Raw genomic sequence first — 19,965 nt, forward strand, 5'->3', positions numbered from 1 at the left:
TCCTCCTGAATGGCGTACCGCTCGCTAGCATCGTGCGACGGGTGATCTGAGTCTCACTACCCCCGGACGGGGGTGGCGCTGGATGCGGGAGGTGGCCGTGACGGGATCGGACGGGGCCGTCGACATACGGAACACGCTGCAGCGGATGCGCCGGCGCGGTGGGCTGCCCGTCGCGTTCGGCGGGCTGTTCTCGGGGTCACGGCAGTTCCGGATCTCGGAACTCACCGGCACCACGACCAACTCCCTGCGGGGTCTGGCCATCACACCCGGCAACGGTCTCGGCGGCAAGGTCCTCACCATGTCCCGGCCGATCTCGGTGGTGGACTACCCCGCCTCACGGGCGATCAGCCATGAGTACGACGCGGCCGTGGGGGCGGAGGGGCTGCGCTCGATGCTCGCGGTGCCGGTGGTGGTGCGCGGGCGGGTGCGCGGGGTGCTGTACGGCGCGCTGCGCCAGCCGCTGCTGCTCGGCGACCGGGCGCTGACCGCGGCCGTGGAGTCGGCGCGCGAACTGGAACGCGTGCTGGAGAGCGAGCTGGCGCAGGAGCTGGCGGTACGGGAGGAGGCGCAGCGGCTGCTGACCGAGGCGCGTCAGCGGCGGGGGCAGCCGCCGGGACCGCAGTGGGAGCCGTCGGCGGAGGAGACCGATCCGGCGGTGTGGGAGGAGGTGCGCGAGGCCCACGGCGATCTGCGGGCCCTGGCGCACCGGGTGCCCGACCCCCAGCTGCGCGAGGAGATACTCACCGCCTGCTCCCGGCTGGCCAGGGCCTCGTCGGGGCGCGGCCGGCAGCGCGAGCACCGGAACGGGGGGACCGGGGTGGAGCTGTCGCCGCGCGAGGTGGATGTGCTGGCGTGTGTGGCCTCGGGGGCGACGAATTCGACGGCGGCCGAGCGGCTGGGGTTGCGGCCGGAGACGGTCAAGAGCTATCTGCGCTCGTCCATGCGGAAGTTGGGGGCCCATACCCGTCTCCACGCGGTGGTCGAGGCCCGCCGTGCGGGGCTCTTGCCGTAGCAGGCGGCGGGTGCGGGCGCCGGTGGGGCCCAGGGCGGCCCCTCCGGGTGCCCCCGCGGAAAACGTTTGATCCGAGGCAATTCTTGCCTCGCCCACCGCTCCCCCGGGACGCACCACGGTCATATAGGGCGATATCCTGCACTGAGGTCAGTGCTCGCGACAGGAGGTGAGGTCCATGGACAGTGAGCCTCCCAGTCGTATGCCCCGAGGCGCCGCCGCGGCCCGGACGCGCTGAGCGCGCTGCCCGGCTCGGCCCGGAGGTGGCGCCCGTCCGAGCCCGAGCCCGCTATCCGTAAAGGACCCCCTATGTCCGAGCGCCGCCGCACCCCCCGCCCCACGAGGCGGTACCCCTGGCTGCGCCCCGGCGGGGCGAACCGGGCCGATGCCGCCCCGCGCCCCGCCCCGGCGCCCCCGGGTCCGCCGCGCGACGAGCAGCGGACCGCCGCCGCCGATGGAACCCCGCGTGAGCCGGACGAGCGCAGCGTGGTGGACGCCGCCGTGTACCGCGACGGCCGCCGGGTCGGCACCCCCGGCACCCTGGCCGCCACCTACCGGCGGCTGCGCGAGGAGACCGGCGCGATGGCCTGGATCGGGCTGTACCGGCCGAGCGAGGCGGAGCTGCTCTCGCTGGCCGAGGAGTTCGATCTGCACAAGCTGGCCATCGAGGACGCGCTGGAGGCCCATCAGCGGCCCAAGCTGGAGCGCTACGGCGAGACGCTCTTCGTGGTGCTGCGCGCCGCCCGCTACCTCGACGCGCCGGAGGAGGTCGACTTCGGCGAGCTGCACGTCTTCGTGGGCCCCGACTTCGTCATCACCGTCCGGCACGGCGCCGCCCCGGATCTGTCCGCGGTGCGCACCCGGATGGAGTCCACCCCCGAGCTGCTGGCGCTGGGCCCCGAGGCCGTGCTGTACGCGATCCTCGACGCGGTCGTGGACGGCTATGCCCCGGTGGTGGCCGGGGTGCAGAACGACATCGACGAGATCGAGACCGAGGTGTTCCGCGGCGACCCCGAGGTGTCGCGGCGCATCTATGAACTCTCCCGCGAGATGGTGGAGTTCCAGCGCGCCACCCGCCCCCTGGTCGGGATGTTGCACGGGCTGATGGCGGGTTTCGACAAATACGGCACCGATGAGGAGCTGCAGCGCTATCTGCGGGACGTCGCCGACCACGTCACCCACACCAGCGAGCGCGTGGACGGCTTCCGCTCGGCCCTCACCGACATCCTCGCCGTCAACGCCACCCTGGTGACCCAGCAGCAGAACGCCGAGATGCGGGCGCTGGCCGAGGCGGGTTTCGAGCAGAACGAGGAGGTCAAGAAGATCTCCGCATGGGCGGCCATCCTGTTCGCACCCACGCTGGTCGGCACCATCTACGGGATGAACTTCACCCATATGCCCGAGCTGGACTGGGTGTGGGGATATCCGTTCGCGGTCGTGCTGATGGCGGTGGTCTGCGTCAGCCTGTATGCCATCTTCAAGCGCCGCGGCTGGCTCTGACGGCGCCCCAACTCCCCGGCCGGCTCGGCGATTCAAGGGATTTCCTCGATTGAATCGCTGATTCGGCCGCTGTCCATGGCCCCTCCCCCTCGTTTGTGCTTCGATGCCGTCCGGCACGGCACGGGCAGGCGAGCGACGGGAGTACGCGTATGGACCGGCGAGGGTTCCTCAGGGGTGCGGCCGCGCTGTCCACCGCGGGGCTGGTCACCGCCGCCGGCGGTACCGCGACGGCCACGGCCGCGCCGCCCCGGCCCCTGGCGGCCCAGGACTGGCTCTCCGCCCTCGCCGACGCCACCCCGGTCCAGCGGCTGACCCTGCCCGGCACCCACAACTCCGGCGCCCGCTTCGGCGGCCCGTGGACCGAGTGCCAGAACACCACCATCGCCGACCAGCTCAGCAGCGGCATCCGCTTCCTGGACATCCGTTGCCGCGCCTTCGAGAACGCCTTCCCCATCCACCACGGCGCCTTCTACCAGAACCTCAACTTCGACGATGTGCTCGGCGCCTGCCGCTCCTTTCTGTCCGCGCATCCGTCGGAGACCGTGCTGATGCGGGTCAAGCAGGAGTACTCGGAGGAGAGCGCCGCGGAGTTCCGCCGAATCTTCGACACCTACCTGGACGACAAGGGCTGGCGCCCGCTGTTCCGCCTGGACAGCACCCTCCCCGCCCTGGGCCAGGCCCGGGGCAGGGTGGTGCTGCTCGCCGACTCGGACGACATGCCGGGGGTGCGGTACGGCGACGGGGGGCTCTTCGACATCCAGGACGACTACATGGCGGAGCCGTTCGGCAAGTACCCGAAGATCGAGGCGCAGTTCCGCAAGGCGGCGGCCCAGCCCGGCAAGCTCTTCATCAACTATGTCTCCACCGCCGCCCTGCTGCCGCCCCGCTCCAACGCGGACCGGCTCAACCCGCAGGTGAAGTCGTTCCTGGAGGGCGCCGAGGCACAGGGCTGGACCGGGCTCGGGATCGTTCCGATGGACTTCCCGAACACCGCGTCCGGCCTGGTCGACGCCCTCGTCCGGCACAATCCGGCGGGCTGACCGAGGAGCGTCAGCGGCCGGGGAACCGGCGGAAGACCTTGACCGACGGTTCCGCGTAGCGCACCAGCTCCAGCGCCTGCTCGGGGAACCACTCCCCCGCGTCGGGGTTGACGGTCCCGCGCACCGGGTCCAGGGGCCCGTCGGTGCCGCGCAGGCACCGCCCGTCCGACTCGCCCGGCGTCTTCACCCACAGCGCGGCGTCCATCAGTGCGTCGCCGGTGCGGGTGGTGGGACGCCGGCCCAGGCCCCGCGCCGGCGGGTTGCACCACGACTGCGCGTCGCGATGCACCCCGGCCCTGGGGGCCCAGGGGCCCTGCCCGTTGCGGCTGGTGTCGGTGACGAAGTGCTTCATACGGCCCGGGTCGTCCGGAATGTGGGCGTGCAGCCAGCGGCGGGCCTGCCGGCGTGACCAGCTCTGGTCGGCGCAGTCCTCGGGGTCCCCGCCCTCGTCGGCGTAGGCGAGGCAGGAGGAGATCAGCCGGCCGTACCAGGAGCTGTCCGGGTCGGTCTGGTAGTGGGAGACGTTGAGGGCGAAGCCGGTGGCGCGGTCGATCCCGGCCTTGATGAGCCGGGGCACGATGCTGGTGACGGAGTGCCAGCCGGCGTGGCCCGCGTCCAGGTACACCGATGTGTTGCCGAGCGCGGTCAGGGCGTCGACCGCGTAGTTGATCTCGGAGTAGCGGGCGGCGGTCTCCGGGTCCTCGACCACCGGGGTGTCCGGGTCGCCCACGTCCTCGGCGTCGGGGGTCGCGGGGTCGGGCGTGGGGAGCGGGGGCAGCTCGGGGAGGGTGCCGGGCTGCTCGGTGGAGGGCTCGGGGGCGGGGCTCCGGGATGCGGAGGGCTCCGGGCCGGAGGGCTCCTGGGCCTCGGCGGGCCGCGGCGCCGGGTCCTCGGAGGCGGGGAGCCGCGGGTCCGGGGACTGCGCGTCCGGGGACTGGGCGTCCGGGGACTGGGCGGCGTCCTGGGCGGCCGATGCGGTGGGCGGGCCCGTGGACGCGCCGGGGTCGGGCAGCGGGGGCAGATCGGTGGGCGGCTGCTCGGCGGCGGGCTGCTGCTCGGTGGCGAGTTGCTCCTCGGCCGCGGGCTGCTGCTCGGTGGGCAACTCCTCGACGGCGGTCTGCTCGGCGTTCGATTCGTCGGCGCAGTCGGAGGGCAGCAGCGACAGCGAATCGGGTTCGAGGACGATCAGCACCTTATGGTCGCCGATGCCCTCGGCGACGGCGTCGATCCACGCCTCGTACGCGGCGAGGCCGTCCGCTCCCCCGCTCGAGTAGCTGCCGCAGTCACGGCCCGGGATGTTGTAGAGCGCGAGGACCGGCAGCCTCCCCTGCATGTCGGCGCTCCGCGTCGTCCTGCGGACCAGCCGCTCGACCCGCTCCGGGCTCTCGTCCCCGTACCAGACCGCCTGCGGCGTCCGCACCATGGCGAGGAGCCCGGCGGAGTCGCGGAAGTCGCCCCGCCAGGCGAGCCGGGCCACCTGGCGGTAGGAGTCCCGGTCGGGGGGCGGGGCGTAGAGGCGGGCGATGCGGGAGGAATCGTCGTCCTCCCGCGCGGCCGCGCTCACCACGGGGCTGATCAGCAGGGGCAGGGTGGCCGCGGCCACGACGGCCGTCGACACGGTGAGAATCTTGCGTCTCTTACGCACGTGCGCACTCCAGGGGGGCGGCAGGACCAAGGTCGATTTCTGACTCTCACTCAGAAACCGGCGCCCGGCAAGAGAAGCCTCCGCCAGGTGGCGGAGGGTTTTTCCCGCTCAGGAGTGGCCTTATGTCAGACGATCCTTCTGTGATCTGATCCGATGTCAGGTTTCGTCGGGTGTCGTCAGGCGACCGAACCGATCCGGTCCGAGGCCTCCCGGGTGTCGTGGTGGATCGGGGTCCGGGCACCCGTCAGCGGTGTGCCGCTGCCGCCCCGCCGGTTGGCGACGATCTCGCCGGCGATGGACAGCGCGGTCTCCTCGGGCGTACGGGCGCCGAGGTCGAGGCCGATCGGGGAGCGCAGCAGGGCCAGCTCCGGCTCGCCCACACCGGCCTCGCGCAGCCGCCGTAGCCGGTCCCGGTGGGTGCGGGCGGAGCCCATCGCGCCGACGTACGCCACGGGCAGCCGCAGCGCCCGCTCCAGCAGCGGCACATCGAACTTCGCGTCATGGGTGAGCACGCACAGCACCGTGCGGGCGTCCACCTCGGTCTTCTCCAGATAGCGGTGCGGCCAGTCGACGACCACCTCGTCGGCGTCCGGGAACCGCAGCGCGGTCGCGAAGACCGGACGGGCGTCGCAGACCGTGACGTGGAAGTTCAGGAACTTCCCTATCCGCACGAGCGCGCTCGCGAAGTCCACCGCCCCGAAGACGATCATGCGCGGCGGCGGCACACTGGCCTCGGCGAGCACGGTGACGGGCCGCCCGCAGCGGCTTCCCTCGGCGCCGATGACCACGGTCGCGGTGCGCCCGGCGTCCAGCAGGGCGCGGGCCTCCGCGGCAGCCGTGCGGTCCAGCTCGGGGTGGCCGCCCAGGGTGCCGTCCCAGCCGCCGTCCGGGCGGACGAGCAGGGCGCCGCCCAGCAGCTCGGGCGGGCCGTCCACGATCCGGGCCAGCGCCGTCGTCCGGCCGTCGGCGGCGGCGGACGCGGCGGCGGCCAGCACCGGGCGCACCCGGCGGTCGGCCGCCGGGGCCGGGGTGACCAGGACATCGATGACTCCGCCGCAGGTCAGGCCGACCGCGAAGGCGTCCTCGTCGGAGTAGCCGAAGGTCTCCCGTACGGTCTCGCCGGTGCTCAGCGCCTCCTGGCACAGCTCGTACACCGCGCCCTCGACACAGCCGCCGGACACGCTGCCGATCGCCGTACCCTCGGCGTCCACGGCGAGGGCGGCCCCGGGCTGCCGGGGCGCGCTGCCGCCCACGGAGACCACGGTGGCGACGGCGAAGTCCCGGCCCTCCTCGCACCAGCGGTGCAGCTCGGCGGCGATGTCCAGCATGGTGATCAGCTCCTTGGGCGGCGCATCGGTACGCGGCGCATCGGTATCCGGAACAACGCACTCGGCTCCCGATATCTGCCCTCAGGTGCCCGTCAGGTGCTCCGGGCGCACCGGCACGCGCTTCAGGGGCAGGCCGGTGGCCGCGCGGATGGCGGCGACGACGGCCGGGGTCGAGGAGAGCGTGGGCGCCTCGCCGACGCCGCGCAGCCCGTACGGGGCGTTGTCGTCGGCCAGCTCCAGCACGTCCACCGGCATGGCCGGGGTGTCCAGGATGGTGGGGATCAGATAGTCCGTGAAGGACGGATTGCGCACCCGCGCCCCGTCCGCCGAGACGACGATCTCCTCCATCACGGCGAGGCCGAGCCCCTGCGTCGAACCGCCCTGGATCTGCCCGACCACCGACAGCGGATTGATCGCCTTGCCCACGTCCTGCGCGGCCGCCAGCTCGACCACTTTGACCAGACCCAGCTCGGTGTCGACCTCGACGACCGCGCGATGGGCGCAGAAGGAGTACTGCACATGGCCGAAGCCCTGGCCGGTGCGCAGGTCGAACGGCTCGGTCGGCCGGTGCCGGAACTCCCGCTCCAGATCGATCGCCGCATCGCCCAGGATCCCGGCGAGGTCGCCGATCACCTCGCCGCCGTCGGTGACCACCTTGCCGTCCGCCAGCCGCAGCCGGGCGGGCTCCGCCCAGGCGGGGTGGGAGTCTCCGAACCGCTCGCGGCCGCGCCGCAGCACCTCCTCGCGGACCGCCTCGCAGGTGTGCTTGACGGCGCCGCCCGTCATATAGGTCTGGCGGGAGGCGGAGGTGGAGCCGGCCGAGCCGACCCGGGTGTCGGCCGGGTGGATGGTGACCCGGTCGACGCCCAGCTCGGTGCGGGCGATCTGGGCGTGCACGGTGACCCCGCCCTGGCCGACCTCGGCCATCGCGGTGTGCACCAGGGCGACCGGCTCGCCACCGATCACTTCCAGCCGGATCCGGGCGGTGGAGTAGTCGTCGAAGCCCTCGGAGAAGCCGACGTTCTTGATGCCGACCGCATAGCCCACCCCGCGCACCACGGACTCGCCGTGGGTGGTGTTGGACAGCCCGCCCGGCAGGGCCCGTACGTCCACGGGGCCGCCCGCCGCCTCCCAGGCGCGCTCGGGCGGCATCGGCAGCGCCTTGACCCGGCGCAGCAGCTCGGCGACCGGGGCCGGGGAGTCGACCAGCTGCCCTGTGGGCATGGTGGCACCCTGGGACATGGCGTTGCGCTGCCGGAACTCCACCGGGTCCAGGCCGAGTTCGGCCGCCACCGCGTCCATCTGCGCCTCGTAGGCGAAGCACGCCTGGACGGCGCCGAAGCCGCGCATCGCACCGCAGGGCGGGTTGTTGGAGTACAGCGCGATGGCCTCGACGTCGACGTTCTCGACGACGTAGGGGCCGATCGCCAGGGAGGCGGCGTTGCCGACGACCGCCGGGGAGGAGGAGGCGTACGCCCCGCCGTCCAGGACGATGCGGCACTGGACGTAGAGCAGTGTGCCGTCGCGGCTCGCGCCGTGTTCGTAGGTGAGCTTGGCGGGGTGGCGGTGGACATGGCCGAAGAAGGATTCGTACCGGTTGTAGACGATCTTGACGGGCTTTCCGGTGCGCAGCGCCAGCAGACAGGCGTGTGCCTGCATGGACAGGTCCTCGCGCGCGCCGAACGCCCCGCCCACCCCCGACAGCGTCAGCCGCACCTTGTCGGCGGGCAGCCCCAGGACCGGGGCGAGCTGATCGCGGTCGACATGCAGCCACTGGGTGGCGATGTAGAGGTCCACCCCGCCGTCCTCGGCGGGCACCGCGAGCCCCGACTCCGGGCCGAGGAACGCCTGGTCCTGCATGCCCACCTCGTAGTCCCGGCGGACCACCACATCGGCGCGGGCCCGGGCGGCCGCGACGTCGCCGCGCAGGACGGGCTGCCGGTGCACGATGTTCGGGTGCGGGGCGTGGGCGGCGTGGTGGTCCCGGCGGCCGGGGTGGAGCAGCGGCGCGCCCGGCGCGGTGGCGGTCGCCTCGTCGACGACCAGCGGCAGCTCCTCGTACTCCACCGCGATCCGGGCGGCGGCGCGGCGGGCGGTCTCGGGGTGGTCGGCGGCGACGATCGCGACGGGCTCGCCGTGGTAGCGGACCCGGTCCTTCGCGAGCACGGGCTGGTCGCGGATCTCCAGGCCGTAGTGGGTCTCGGCGGGCAGGTCGTCATGGGTCATGACGGCGTACACCCCGGGCAGGGCGAGCGCCGCGGCGGTGTCGATGGACCGGATCGCGGCGTGGGCGTGCGGGCTGCGCAGGGTGAAGCCCCACAGCATGTCCTCGTGCCACAGATCCGAGGAGTAGGCGAACTCGCCGGTCACCTTGAGGGTGCCGTCGGGGCGCAGAGTGGACTCGCCGATCGTGCCCCTGATGGCGCCGGTGGCCTGGCTGAGGGCGGTGGGGGCACTGGCGGTGCGGTCGGCTGCCATGGTCAGACCGCCTTCCCGGTGCGGGCGGCCGCGAGCCGGACCGCGTCGAGGATCTTCTCGTAGCCGGTGCAGCGGCAGAGGTTGCCGGAGAGCGCCTCGCGGATATCGGCGTCGGAGGGGTCGGGGGTGCGCTCCAGCAGCTCATCGGCGGCCACGAGCAGTCCGGGGGTGCAGAAGCCGCACTGGACGGCGCCGGCGTCGATGAACGCCTGCTGGACCGGGGCCAGGACGGCCTCGGGCGCCGCGGGGCGGGTCCTCTCCGGCGCCCCCGGGTGACCCGCCCCGGGCTCACCGGGGCGGACGCCCCCAGCCGCATGCGCGGAGCGCTGCCGGGCGTGGTCGGCGAGTCCCTCGACGGTGACCACCTCGCGGCCCTCGGCCTGCCCCGCCGCCACCAGACAGGCGCATACCGGCACCCCGTCGAGGCGCACCGTGCAGGAACCGCATTCGCCCTGCTCACAGGCGTTCTTCGAACCGGGAAGCCCCATCCGCTCGCGCAGCACGTACAGCAGGGACTCGCCCTCCCAGACGTCATCCGCCTCGTAGGGCCGTCCGTTGACCGTGATGTTCACGCGCACTGTGCGGTCCTCCCGTCTCCCTCGCGGTACGCCTCCCAGGTCCAGCCGAGCGTGCGGCGCGCCATGACCCCCACCGCGTGACGGCGGTAGGCGGCGCTGCCGCGTACGTCGTCGATCGGGCGGCACGCCCCGGCGCACAGCTCGGCGAACCGCCGGGCGGTCGACGGGTCGAGGGCCGCGCCGCTGTCCCAGAAGCCGCCCTCTTCCAGCGCCGCGCCCAGGAACTCCTCGGCCTCATGGGCCCGTACGGGCGTGGGCGCGGCCGATCCGATGCCGGTGCGCACGGTGCGGGTGCGCGGATGGAGCGCGACGGCGAAGGCGCAGACCGCGATCACCATGGCGTTCCGGGTGCCGACCTTGGAGAACTGCTGCGGACCGTCCGCCTTCTGGATGTGCACCGCCCTGATCAGCTCATCGGGCTCCAGGGCATGCCGCTTGACCCCGGTGAAGAACTCCTCGACGGGGATGCGCCGGGTGCCGCGCACCGACGCCGCCTCCACCTCGGCCCCGGCCGCCAGCAGCGCGGGATGCGCGTCCCCGGCGGGCGAGGCGGCGCCGAGGTTGCCGCCGACGGTGCCGCGGTTGCGGATCTGCGGTGAGCCGACGGTGTGCGCGGCGAGCGCCAGCCCCGGCAGCTCGGTCCGCAGCTCCTCGATGATCCGGGTGTACGGGACGCCCGCGCCCAGCCGGATCGTACGGTCGGTGGCCTCCCATTCGGCCAGTTCGGCGACGCGGGTCAGATCGAGCAGATACTCGGGCCGCCGGTGATCGAAGTTGATCTCGACCATCACATCGGTGCCGCCCGCGATGGGCACGGCGGTGGGGTGCTCGGCCTTCGCGGCGAGCGCCTCCTCCCAGCCGGCGGGGCGCAGGAAGTCCATGGGTCTCTCTTCTCGAATCGTCGGCGTCGGCGTCGGCAGGCGGGAGCCCCCTCCCAGAACTCTGCACGCGACTCAACGCCAGTAGACCGAGGTGTGGGCCACATGGTGCAGTCACCGAAGACATGAAGCAATTGGCTGGCCAGGGGGCGGGTCTTGTAGATTCGAACGAACGGCGGGGGCCGGAAACCTCGCGGTATTCGACCGGCGACACGGAACAAGATCGGCTGGCATCCCATGCGGCTGCGCGCACTGCTGGAGAACGACACCCTGGGCCTGCGCCTGCTCGGCGGCGAGGGCGAGCTGGACCGTACCGTGCGCGGCGTGATGACCACCGATCTGCGCGACCCCAGCCGCTATCTCTCGGGCGGTGAACTCGTGCTGACCGGGCTCGCCTGGCGGCGTGAGCCGGAGGACTCCGAGCGGTTCGTCCGCATCCTCGCGGCGGCCGGGGTGGCGGGGCTGGCGGCGGGCGAGGCGGAGCTGGGCGCCGTGCCCGAGGATCTGGTGCTGGCCTGCGGACGGCATCGGCTGCCGCTGTTCTCCGTGGTCGAGGACGTCGCGTTCGCCACCATCACCGAGCATGTGGTGCGCCAGGTCTCCGGTGAGCGGGCCGGGGATCTGGCGGCGGTCGTCGACCGGCACCGCCGGCTGATGACGTCCGGGCCCGCGGGCGGCGGCCCCGAGGTGGCCCTGGACCTGCTCCGCTCGGACCTGGACCTGACCGCGTGGGTGCTCTCCCCCACCGGCCGCCGGATCGCCGGGCCCACCGCCGCCGGAGCGGCCGCCGAGCCGCCCGCGGCGGTCCGCGCCCAGCTGGCGGGCGAGCATCTGGCCGCCCGGCGGGACGGGCGGCGCGGTCCGCACCGGATGACCGCCGCGGACGGCATGACGTACTCCCTCTTCCCCATCCGCAGCGGGGAGACGGACGAGGAGGTGCGCGAGACCGTGCTGTCCGACTGGCTGCTGGTGGTCGGCGCGGACGCCGACGAATGGCCGGAGGAACGGCTGGATCTGCTCTATGGGGTCACCCAGCTGATCGCCGTCGAGCGCGACCGGCGGAACGCGTCGCGCACCGTGCGGCGCAGGCTCGCCCAGGAGGTGCTGGAGCTGGTCCAGACGGGCGCGCCGCCCGCCGAGATCGCGGCCCGGCTGCGGGTGGCCGCCCCGGTGCTGCTGCCGGGGCTCGGCACCGCGCCGCACTGGCAGGTGGTGGTGGCCAAGGTGGAGTGGGGCGTCAGCGCGGCGGCGGAGCACGGCGTGGAGGGCGGGGTGCGGGACGGCGCCGCGCGAGAGGCATTCACGCGGGACGGCGGGGCCGCCCTCGGCGCCCGGGTCGCCCAGTCGCTGCTGGAGGAGATCCTGGTCGACCCGGCCGCGCCCGGGCCGGAGCTCTCGGACCGGATCGCCGTGGCCCACACCGGCGACGAGGCGGTGGCGCTCGTCCCCCTCCCGGCGCTCGCCGACGGCCCGCCGGAGGGCGGCATCGACCATGCGACGGAGGGGCTGCAGGCCGACGCGCTGCTCACCGCCGTCCGGGAGCCGCTCTCCCGCGGTCTGGACGGCGACGGCCGGCTGACCCTCGGCGTCAGCGCCGCCGTCCACTCCGCCGACGGGCTGCGCGGCGCCCTGGAGGAGGCCCGGCACGCCCGGCGCGTCGCCGCCGCACGCCCCGGGCGGGTCTGCGCGGCCGGCCATCAGGAGCTGGCCTCGCACGTACTGCTGCTCCCCTTCGTCCCGGACGATGTGCGGCGCGCCTTCACCGCCCGGCTGCTGGACCCGCTGCGCGAGTACGACCGGCGCCACCGGGCCGAGCTGATCCCGACCCTGGAGGCGTTCCTGGACTGCGACGGCTCCTGGACGCGCTGCGCCTCCCGGCTGCATCTGCACGTCAACACGCTGCGCTACCGGATCGGCCGGATCGAGCAGCTGACCGGGCGCGAGCTGTCGCGCCTGGAGGACAAGCTGGACTTCTTCCTCGCGCTGCGCATGAGCTGACGCCCGCGCCGCGCATGAGCCGGTGCCCGGCGGGGCGTTGTCACGCGCCCGGGGACACGCCCGGGCGCGTGACGACGCGGCATCACTCTTGCCAGGGGTTTGTGAATTGATTCACACCAACCTCTTGGCCGGGCGCGCGCATTCATGCTGAGATTCGCCCACAGCTTCCGGCTCGATGGCGCGCTTGGGGAGGGCAATGTGGCGGACACCGCCATGTCACCACCTGGATCGTCCGATCCTCATTCCGAGGTACAGGCGGGGCGCGGGCTCGACCCGCTCGTGGACGACCCACTCGACACGGCGGTATGGCGGCTGCGTTCGCGCGGCTGTTGGAAGGACGCCGCCGAACTGCTCACCCCGCACGCGGTGGACGACGCCGCCGCCGCGCTCAAGCGCAGCGCCGTCCTGATCGAACGGTGCATGTACACCTCGGCGGGCTGGGACGCGGCCGATGACGCCCTGCGGGCGGCGGAGGCGCTCGCGCTCACCGACACCGAGCGGGGCGCGACCGCGTGCGAACGGGGCTATCTGGCGTACGCGTCCACGCTGGTCGGGGTGCGGGACCGGGCCGACGAGGCGCGGACCGCGCTCGGCCGCGCCGCCGCGCTGCTCTCCCCGGGCTCCCCGATCCGGCCGCTGCTGGACTTCCGGCGCGGGCTGATCTCCCAGCACCTCGCCCACAATCCGACCGGCGCCCTGGCCGCCTTCCAGCGCGCCCACGCGGGCGCGGCCGCCCACGGCGACACCCTGCTGCGCTCGTTCACCTGGCGCCATCTGGCCGCCATGGCGGAGGCGGACGGGGATCTGGCCGAAGCGCGCCACGGCTTCGCCGAATCGCTGCGGATCCGTGAGGAGCTGGGCTATCTGGTCGGCATCGCCCCGGCCCTGGCCGCCCTGGCCGATGTCGAGCCCGACCCCGACGAGGCCACCCGCCTGCGCACCGAAGCGGCCCGCCTGGTCCGCCTCCTGGGCGGCGTCCCCGTCTGGCTGGCGGAACAACTGTCCACCGAGGACACCACCGGCTGACCCGGCCGGGGGTGTGGGACGTATCGACATGCGGCTCCGCCTCCCAGCCCCTCCGGCGTTTGGCCTTCCAGCCCCTCCGGCATTTGGCCTTCCAGCCCCTCCGGCGATTGAGGAGCGGGGTCTGGGGCGGAGCCCCAGTTGCGGGAAGGGGCGGGAAGGGGCGGGAAGGGGCGGGAAGGGGCAGGGAGGGGCAGGGAGGGGAGCAGCCCGCCGCAGGCGCCAAGACCTGCCGGACGCCCCCTGTCAGCCCCGGCCCTCAGACCGTCGGGGCGAAGTGGGCGCGGGTGAGGGATTCGACCGTGTCGAGGTCGCGGGCGGCCAGGGCGTCGAGGAGGGCCATGTGCTCCTCCGCGTCGGCGACGAGGTCGGCGGTGCGGGTCACGCGGCCGCAGGCCAGGGGCCACTGGGCGCGGCGGTGCAGGTCGTCGGCGACGATCACGAGCTGCTGGTTTCCGGCCAGTCCGAGCACGGTCTGGTGGAAGGTGCGGTCCGACTCCAGGTAGGCGGCCCGGTCGCCCGTCATCGCGGCCGCCGCCGTCGCCTCCGCGAAGGGCCGCAGCCCGGCCCAGCGCTCGGGCGCGATCGCCTCGGCCAGGCCCAGCATCACCGGGACCTCCAGCAGCGCCCGCACCTCGGCGAGCTCGGCCAGATCGCGCTCGCTGCGGCGGGAGACCCGGAAGCCCCGGTTGGGCACCACCTCGACGGCGCCCTCGCCCGCGAGCTGCTGCATGGCCTCCCGTACGGGGGTGGGAGAGACGCCGAAGCGTTCGGCGAGGACCGGGGCCGAGTACACCTCGCCCGGGATCAGCTCACCGCCGGCCAGCGCCTCCCGCAGGGCGTCCAGGATCTGGCCGCGCACCGAGTGGCGGCGCGGAGACCTCCGTGCCGCGGGCGCGCCACAGGAGGGCGGCGGCTCCATTGCCACCTGTGCTTCGGACTGCTCCACTCCGGTCCTCCTGACATCCCATCGAACGATATGCGGAGGCCGCGCCGGGGCAAAGCCCGTAAACATCATTTAAGGTGGCAGTAACGTTACGCCTCGTACACGGACAGTACGCTGGCGGCAAGCCGATCGGTCGGATTACCCGCGATCGGGTTCCGTGAATAGAATCAAGCCGCTTGCACAGCGCAGGTGTTCGGATCGCATCGCGCCTATTCGCGTGTCCCCCCGCCTACTTGGCGGCCTCTTGTCCCAAAACCGCTCGAGGCCCGGCAGGATTCCGCCAGGATGTCGCGCGCGGTAGGGCCGCACTGCGGCCGGAACTTCATGGAAGCCAATCAAGGGGCACCGGATGAGACTGACCGACATATCGCTGGTTCTGCCAGTCGTCGTGGCGCTCGCCGGCGTCGTGGGGGCGGCGGTTGTCCTCGCGCGCGGCCGACGGAAGAAGGACGAGAGCGTCATCACCGACTCCTGGGAGCGCAGCGAAGAGCGTCGGCGCCGTAAGGAGGCCATCTACGGGATGGCCGCCTATGTCCTGCTGTTCTGCTGCGCCGGGGTGGCCGCGGCGCTCTCCTTCCAGGGCCTGGTGGGCTTCGGCCGGGAGAACCTGGCGCTGACCAACGGCTGGGAGTACCTGGTGCCGTTCGGTCTCGACGGCGCCGCGATGTTCTGCTCGGTGCTGGCGGTGCGGGAGGCCAGCCACGGTGACGCGGCGCTCGGCTCGCGCATGCTGGTGTGGCTGTTCGCGGGTGCGGCGGCCTGGTTCAACTGGGTGCACGCGCCGCGCGGCATGGGCCACGCGGGCGCCCCGCAGTTCTTCGCGGGCATGTCGCTCTCGGCGGCGGTCCTCTTCGACCGGGCCCTGAAGCAGACCCGCCGGGCGGCGCTGCGCGAGCAGGGCCTGGTGCCCCGGCCGCTGCCGCAGATCCGCGTCGTGCGCTGGCTGCGCGCGCCGCGCGAGACCTTCGCCGCGTGGTCGCTGATGCTGCTCGAGGGCGTGCGGACGCTGGACGAGGCGGTCGAGGAGGTCCGCGAGGACCGGCGCGAGAAGGAGAACAACCGCGCCCGCCGGCGCGACCAGGAGAAGCTGGACCGGGCCCGGATCCGGGCGATCAACCGGCAGCACCGGATGTGGGGCCGCCGCGGCGGCCGCCAGGTGGAGGTCACCGCCGCCACCGCGCAGCCCGCGCAGCTCAGTTCGGAGCCTGCCATAGGCGACAAGGTGCTGGAGACCGCCGGGGCCCCGGACCAGGGTCAGCTGTCCGCCGCCTCCGCCCGGCCCGCCCTGCGGTCCGCGGGTGGCGCCGAGGCCGGACTCGGCGACCTGGACCGCGACCGGAACCGGGACCGCGACCGGGATTTCAGCTTCGGCTTCGGTGAGAAGGACAAGGACTCCGAGGCCGACCGTCCCCACACCATCGACCTCACGGCCGAGGACGACACGCTCACCATCCCGCGGCTGGACTCCCTCGAGGAGAAGCTGGCGCAGATCGAGCGCGCCTTCGGCTGAGCGGGCGGCCGGGGCGGGGACGCGTGTCCCCGCCCGCCGCTCGGCGGCTCCGTGACCACATGCGCGACGCGCCACAGGTCGCACCTCCCCGACGCGCCGCATTCCGACGCGTCGCATGCCCGACGCACCGTGCGGCGCGGCTACGGAACGCCTTCCGCTTCGAGTTCGAACCACAAGACCTTGCCCACCCCGTGCGCCCGCACGCCCCAGGCGTCCGCGAGCGTATGCACCAGCAGCAGTCCGCGCCCGGATGTGCTGTCCTCCGCGGGCCGGTCGCGCAGCGTCGGGTGCCGGGACACGAAATCCCGCACCTCCACCCGTAATCGTCCGGTGACGCGCGCGCCCGGTCCGTCCCCCAGCGAGGCCGTGATCTGTGCGCCACGGCCGGTGTGCACCAGCGCGTTGGTCACCAGCTCGCTGGTGAGCAGCTCGGCGAGATCGGCCCGGCCGGGCCCGCCCCAGTGCCGCAGCATCTCGCGCAGCTCCGCGCGGACCTGCGCCACCACCGCGAGATCGTCGTGCGCCAATCGTCTGGTCAGGACCGGGCCACGCTCCACCGGAACAGCCTCCGCGGCCTCCGCGGCCTTCGGCCTCGCATCCGGCCGACCGTGCCCGGGCATCCGGCCCGGCCGTACGGGCTGACGCTTCATCCTCCCCCGCCCCGGCCGCCCCGAGGCGGCGGCCAGCGTCGAATGTCGTCGAACGCGCTCATGGAAATGCATGCCCGGGTGTTGCCATCCACACACCGAGGGAAATGCTGGGAGTGATCCGCTGAGTGATCCACCGAGCTCGAGCCGAGGAGCCGTGATGCACGACGACCGACCATTGGTGGAGGGCCGCCTGGACCGCGCGCTGCGCCAGTTCATCAGGCCCGCCCAGTACACGGCCCGGGTGCCGCTGACTCTCTCCGCGTGGCGCACCCCCGGTGAGCCGGTGCCGGTCGCGGAGGCGCTGGCCGGCACCTACGAGCCGTTCACCACCGGCACGGACTGGGGCAGTCCGTGGTCGACCTGGTGGTTCCGGCTGGAGGGCAGCGTGCCCCAGGAGTGGGCGGGGCGGCGGGTGGAGGCCGTCATCGACCCGGGCTTCACCGACGACGCCCCGGGGTTCCAGGCCGAGGGGCTGGTGTACGACGCGGAGGGCGTGCCGATCAAGGGCATCCATCCGCGCAACCGCCATATCCCGGTCGCGGCCCCCGCGGCCGGCGGCGAGCCCGTACGGCTGCTGCTGGAGGCGGCCGCCAACCCGTCCGTGCTGCGCGACGGCTTCGTCCCGACCCGGCTCGGCGATGTGCTGACCGCCGGGGACGAGCCGCTGTACCGCTTCGCCTCGGCGGAGCTCGCCGTCCTCGACGAGACCGTCTGGCATCTGATCCTGGACATCGAGGTGCTCTCGGAGCTGATGCGCGAGCTGCCGGCGGACCGGCCGCGCCGCCATGAGATCCTGCGCGCCCTGGAGAACGCGCTGGACGCGCTCGATCTGCACGACGTCCCCGGCACCGCGGCCGCCGCCCGCGCCGAGCTGACCGACGCGCTCGGCCGTCCCGCGCACTCCAGCGCGCACCGGGTCTCGGCGGCCGGGCACGCCCATATCGACTCGGCGTGGCTGTGGCCGCTGCGCGAGACGGTGCGCAAGGCGTCCCGCACCTTCGCCAATGTCACCGCGCTCGCGGGCGAGTACCCGGAGCTGGTCTTCGCCTGTTCACAGGCCCAGCAGTACGCCTGGGTCAAGGAGCACCAGCCGCATATCTGGGAGCGGATCAAGAAGGCGGTGGCGGACGGCACCTGGGCGCCGGTGGGCTCGATGTGGGTCGAGTCGGACGCCAATATGCCCGGTGGCGAGGCGCTGGCCCGGCAGATCGTGCACGGCAAGCGGTTCTTCCTGGAGGAGCTGGGGGTGGACACCGAGGAGATCTGGCTGCCGGACTCCTTCGGCTATACGGCCGCCTTCCCGCAGCTCGCCAAGCTGGCGGGGGTGAAGTGGTTCCTCACCCAGAAGCTGTCGTGGAACCAGGTCAACAAGATGCCGCACCACACCTTCTGGTGGGAGGGCATCGACGGCACCCGGGTCTTCACCCACTTCCCGCCGGTGGACACCTACAACGCCCAGTTCAGCGCCTCCGAACTCGCCCACGCCGAGCGGAACTTCGCCGACAAGGGGCTGGCGACCCGCTCGCTGGTGCCCTTCGGCTACGGCGACGGCGGTGGCGGCCCGACCCGCGAGATGATGGAGAAGGCGCGGCGGCTCGCCTCCCTGGAGGGCTCGCCGACCGTCGAGATCCAGCCACCTTCGGCGTTCTTCACCGAGGCCGAGCGGGAGTACGGGGCCAAGGCGCCGGTGTGGTCGGGCGAGCTGTATCTGGAGCTGCACCGGGCCACGTACACCACCCAGGCCAAGACCAAACAGGGCAACCGGCGCAGTGAGCATCTGCTGCGGGAGGCCGAGCTGTGGGCCACGGCCGCCGCGCTGCACGCGCCCAACTACGCCTATCCGTACGACGACCTGGACCGGATCTGGAAGACGGTGCTGCTGCACCAGTTCCACGACATCCTGCCCGGCTCGTCGATCGCCTGGGTGCACCGCGAGGCGCGGGACAGCTATGAGCGGGCGCGCGCCGAGCTGGAGGGGATCGTCGCGGCGGCGGTGGCGGCGCTGGGCGGCGACGCGCCCGCCGTGCTCAACGCCTCGCCGTACGAGCGCGAGGAGATCGCCGTCCTGGACGCGCGGACGGCGGCCGCCCTGCCGTCCGGGGCACCGGTCCAGCCGCTGGGCGACGGCCGTACGGCGGTCGCGGTACGGGTCGCCGGGCTGGGCGCGGCGCCCTTGGGCGCGGCCCCGCAGGCGCCTGCCGCCGCCAGCGGCGCACCCCATGGGGCACCGCCGGTGACCGCGCTGAGCGACGGTCAGTCCATCGTCCTCGACAACGACCGGCTGCGGGTGACCATCGACGCCGAGGGGCTGCTCACCTCGGTGCTGGACCTGGACGCGAGCCGTGAGGTGCTGGCCCCCGGCGCCCGCGGCAACCTCCTCCAGCTCCACCCCGACCACCCCAACCACTGGGACGCCTGGGACATCGACCGGCACTACCGCCGCAGCCACACCGATCTGACCGGCGCCGAGTCCGTCGAGCTGATCGAGTCCGGTCCGCTGCGCGCCACGGTCCGGGTCATACGGTCCTTCGGCGCCTCGCGCATCACCCAGGAACTGACGCTGGCCGCGGGCGACCGGCGCCTGGACATCGCCACGGAGGTGGACTGGCAGGAGTCCGAGAAGGTCCTCAAGGCCGCCTTCCCGCTGGACATCCACGCCCAGGTGTCCACCGCGGAGATCCAGTTCGGCCATGTGGACCGCGCCACCCACACCAACACCAGCTGGGACGCGGCCCGGTTCGAGATCTGCGCGCACCGCTGGCTGCGGGTCGCCGAGCCCGGCTACGGGGCGGCGGTGCTCAACGACTCGACGTACGGCCACGATGTGACCCGTACGGCGCACGACACGGACGAGGGCGAGGTGCTGGGCACCACCGTGCGGCTCACCCTGCTGCGCGCCCCGCACAGCCCCGACCCGGAGACCGACCTGGGCGTCCACCGCTTCCGCTACGCCCTGCTGCCGGGCGCGGGTGTCGCCGAGGCGGTGGCCGAGGGGCTCGCCCTCAACCTGCCGCTGCGCGCCCTGCCCGCCGGACCGGCCGAGCGGGCGCCGCTGGTGTCGGTGGACAACCCCGCGATCACGGTCGAGTCGGTCAAGCTCGCCGAGGACCGCAGCGGCGATGTGGTGGTCCGGCTGTACGAGTCCCACGGCGGCCGGGCGGCGGGCACGCTGGTCACCGGGTTCCCGGTGCTCGGGGCGGATGTGACGGATCTGCTGGAGCGACCGCTGCACGAGGCGGCCACGGGTCCGGGCGGGCTGACCCTGGCCCTGCGCCCGCACCAGATCCTCACGCTGCGGCTGCGGCCGGTGCGATGAGGGGCTGACGCCGGGGCCGGGGCCGGGCGGCGGTCAGTGAGCGGCTGACCGCCCGCCCGGCCCCGG

The 19,965-nt window shown here is 73.4% G+C and carries 14 protein-coding genes; 7 read left to right on the forward strand and 7 right to left on the reverse strand.

The annotated features are described in order from the left end of the window. Positions 1 to 82 precede the first annotated feature (82 nt). From J8403_RS11675 to J8403_RS11685, 3 genes are all read left to right on the forward strand, one after another. A complete protein-coding gene (locus J8403_RS11675) occupies positions 83 to 1,012 on the forward strand; it encodes a helix-turn-helix transcriptional regulator (RefSeq protein WP_211123133.1) in 930 nt (309 codons plus the stop codon). 306 nt (positions 1,013 to 1,318) lie between these two features. After that, on the forward strand, positions 1,319 to 2,509 hold the full coding sequence (locus J8403_RS11680) for a magnesium and cobalt transport protein CorA (RefSeq protein ID WP_211123134.1): 1,191 nt from the start codon (positions 1,319 to 1,321) through the stop codon (positions 2,507 to 2,509). A gap of 149 nt (positions 2,510 to 2,658) precedes the next feature. After that, the gene (locus tag J8403_RS11685) at positions 2,659 to 3,549 is read left to right on the forward strand and encodes a phosphatidylinositol-specific phospholipase C (protein WP_211123135.1); all 891 of its coding nucleotides are present in this window, start codon (positions 2,659 to 2,661) and stop codon (positions 3,547 to 3,549) included. Positions 3,550 to 3,559: 10 nt separating this feature from the next. Here the strand turns inward: J8403_RS11685 and J8403_RS44560 are convergent, their stop codons facing one another. The 5 genes from J8403_RS44560 to J8403_RS11715 all read right to left on the reverse strand — a co-directional run bounded on the left by J8403_RS44560 (position 3,560) and on the right by J8403_RS11715 (position 10,459). Continuing rightward, positions 3,560 to 5,194 (reverse strand): glycoside hydrolase family 6 protein, encoded by a 1,635-nt coding sequence (locus J8403_RS44560; RefSeq protein WP_343245286.1) that lies wholly within the window; start codon positions 5,192 to 5,194, stop codon positions 3,560 to 3,562. A 176-nt stretch (positions 5,195 to 5,370) separates the two neighbouring features. Next, entirely contained in the window at positions 5,371 to 6,522 is a 1,152-nt protein-coding gene (locus tag J8403_RS11700; RefSeq protein WP_211123136.1) for an XdhC family protein, read from the reverse strand. Between the two features lie 81 nt (positions 6,523 to 6,603). After that, complete coding sequence (pucD, locus tag J8403_RS11705; protein ID WP_211123137.1) at positions 6,604 to 9,000, reverse strand: xanthine dehydrogenase subunit D; 2,397 nt, start codon at positions 8,998 to 9,000, stop codon at positions 6,604 to 6,606. Between the two features lie 2 nt (positions 9,001 to 9,002). Beyond that, positions 9,003 to 9,578, reverse strand: coding sequence for a (2Fe-2S)-binding protein (locus J8403_RS11710; protein ID WP_211123138.1), 576 nt, complete (start codon positions 9,576 to 9,578; stop codon positions 9,003 to 9,005). After that, positions 9,569 to 10,459: an FAD binding domain-containing protein gene (locus tag J8403_RS11715; RefSeq protein WP_211123139.1), complete on the reverse strand. Its 891-nt coding sequence runs from the start codon at positions 10,457 to 10,459 to the stop codon at positions 9,569 to 9,571. Before J8403_RS11715 ends, J8403_RS11710 begins: the two co-directional genes overlap by 10 nt. 234 nt (positions 10,460 to 10,693) lie before the next feature. On the opposite strand from J8403_RS11715, the gene J8403_RS11720 reads away from it, so the two are divergent. Together J8403_RS11720 and J8403_RS11725 are read left to right on the forward strand one after the other, a co-directional pair. Then, a complete protein-coding gene (locus J8403_RS11720) occupies positions 10,694 to 12,454 on the forward strand; it encodes a PucR family transcriptional regulator ligand-binding domain-containing protein (RefSeq protein ID WP_211123140.1) in 1,761 nt (586 codons plus the stop codon). A gap of 144 nt (positions 12,455 to 12,598) precedes the next feature. Then, complete coding sequence (locus J8403_RS11725) at positions 12,599 to 13,480, forward strand: hypothetical protein (protein WP_211123141.1); 882 nt, start codon at positions 12,599 to 12,601, stop codon at positions 13,478 to 13,480. 256 nt (positions 13,481 to 13,736) lie between these two features. Here the strand turns inward: J8403_RS11725 and J8403_RS11730 are convergent, their stop codons facing one another. Then, complete coding sequence (locus J8403_RS11730) at positions 13,737 to 14,399, reverse strand: GntR family transcriptional regulator (RefSeq protein WP_246586323.1); 663 nt, start codon at positions 14,397 to 14,399, stop codon at positions 13,737 to 13,739. A gap of 373 nt (positions 14,400 to 14,772) precedes the next feature. On the opposite strand from J8403_RS11730, the gene J8403_RS11735 reads away from it, so the two are divergent. Beyond that, positions 14,773 to 15,933 carry a DUF2637 domain-containing protein gene (locus J8403_RS11735; protein ID WP_211123143.1) on the forward strand — a complete coding sequence of 387 codons (1,161 nt, stop codon included), beginning with the start codon at positions 14,773 to 14,775 and terminating at the stop codon, positions 15,931 to 15,933. Between the two features lie 140 nt (positions 15,934 to 16,073). Here J8403_RS11735 and J8403_RS11740 read toward each other — a convergent pair whose 3' ends face one another. Continuing rightward, a complete protein-coding gene (locus J8403_RS11740) occupies positions 16,074 to 16,490 on the reverse strand; it encodes an ATP-binding protein (protein WP_211123144.1) in 417 nt (138 codons plus the stop codon). A gap of 250 nt (positions 16,491 to 16,740) precedes the next feature. Here J8403_RS11740 and J8403_RS11745 point away from each other — a divergent pair, with 250 nt between their 5' ends. Next, positions 16,741 to 19,899 carry an alpha-mannosidase gene (locus tag J8403_RS11745; protein WP_211123145.1) on the forward strand — a complete coding sequence of 1,053 codons (3,159 nt, stop codon included), beginning with the start codon at positions 16,741 to 16,743 and terminating at the stop codon, positions 19,897 to 19,899. Positions 19,900 to 19,965 lie beyond the last annotated feature (66 nt).

Source organism: Streptomyces yatensis, assembly GCF_018069625.1.
Classification (GTDB): domain Bacteria; phylum Actinomycetota; class Actinomycetes; order Streptomycetales; family Streptomycetaceae; genus Streptomyces; species Streptomyces yatensis.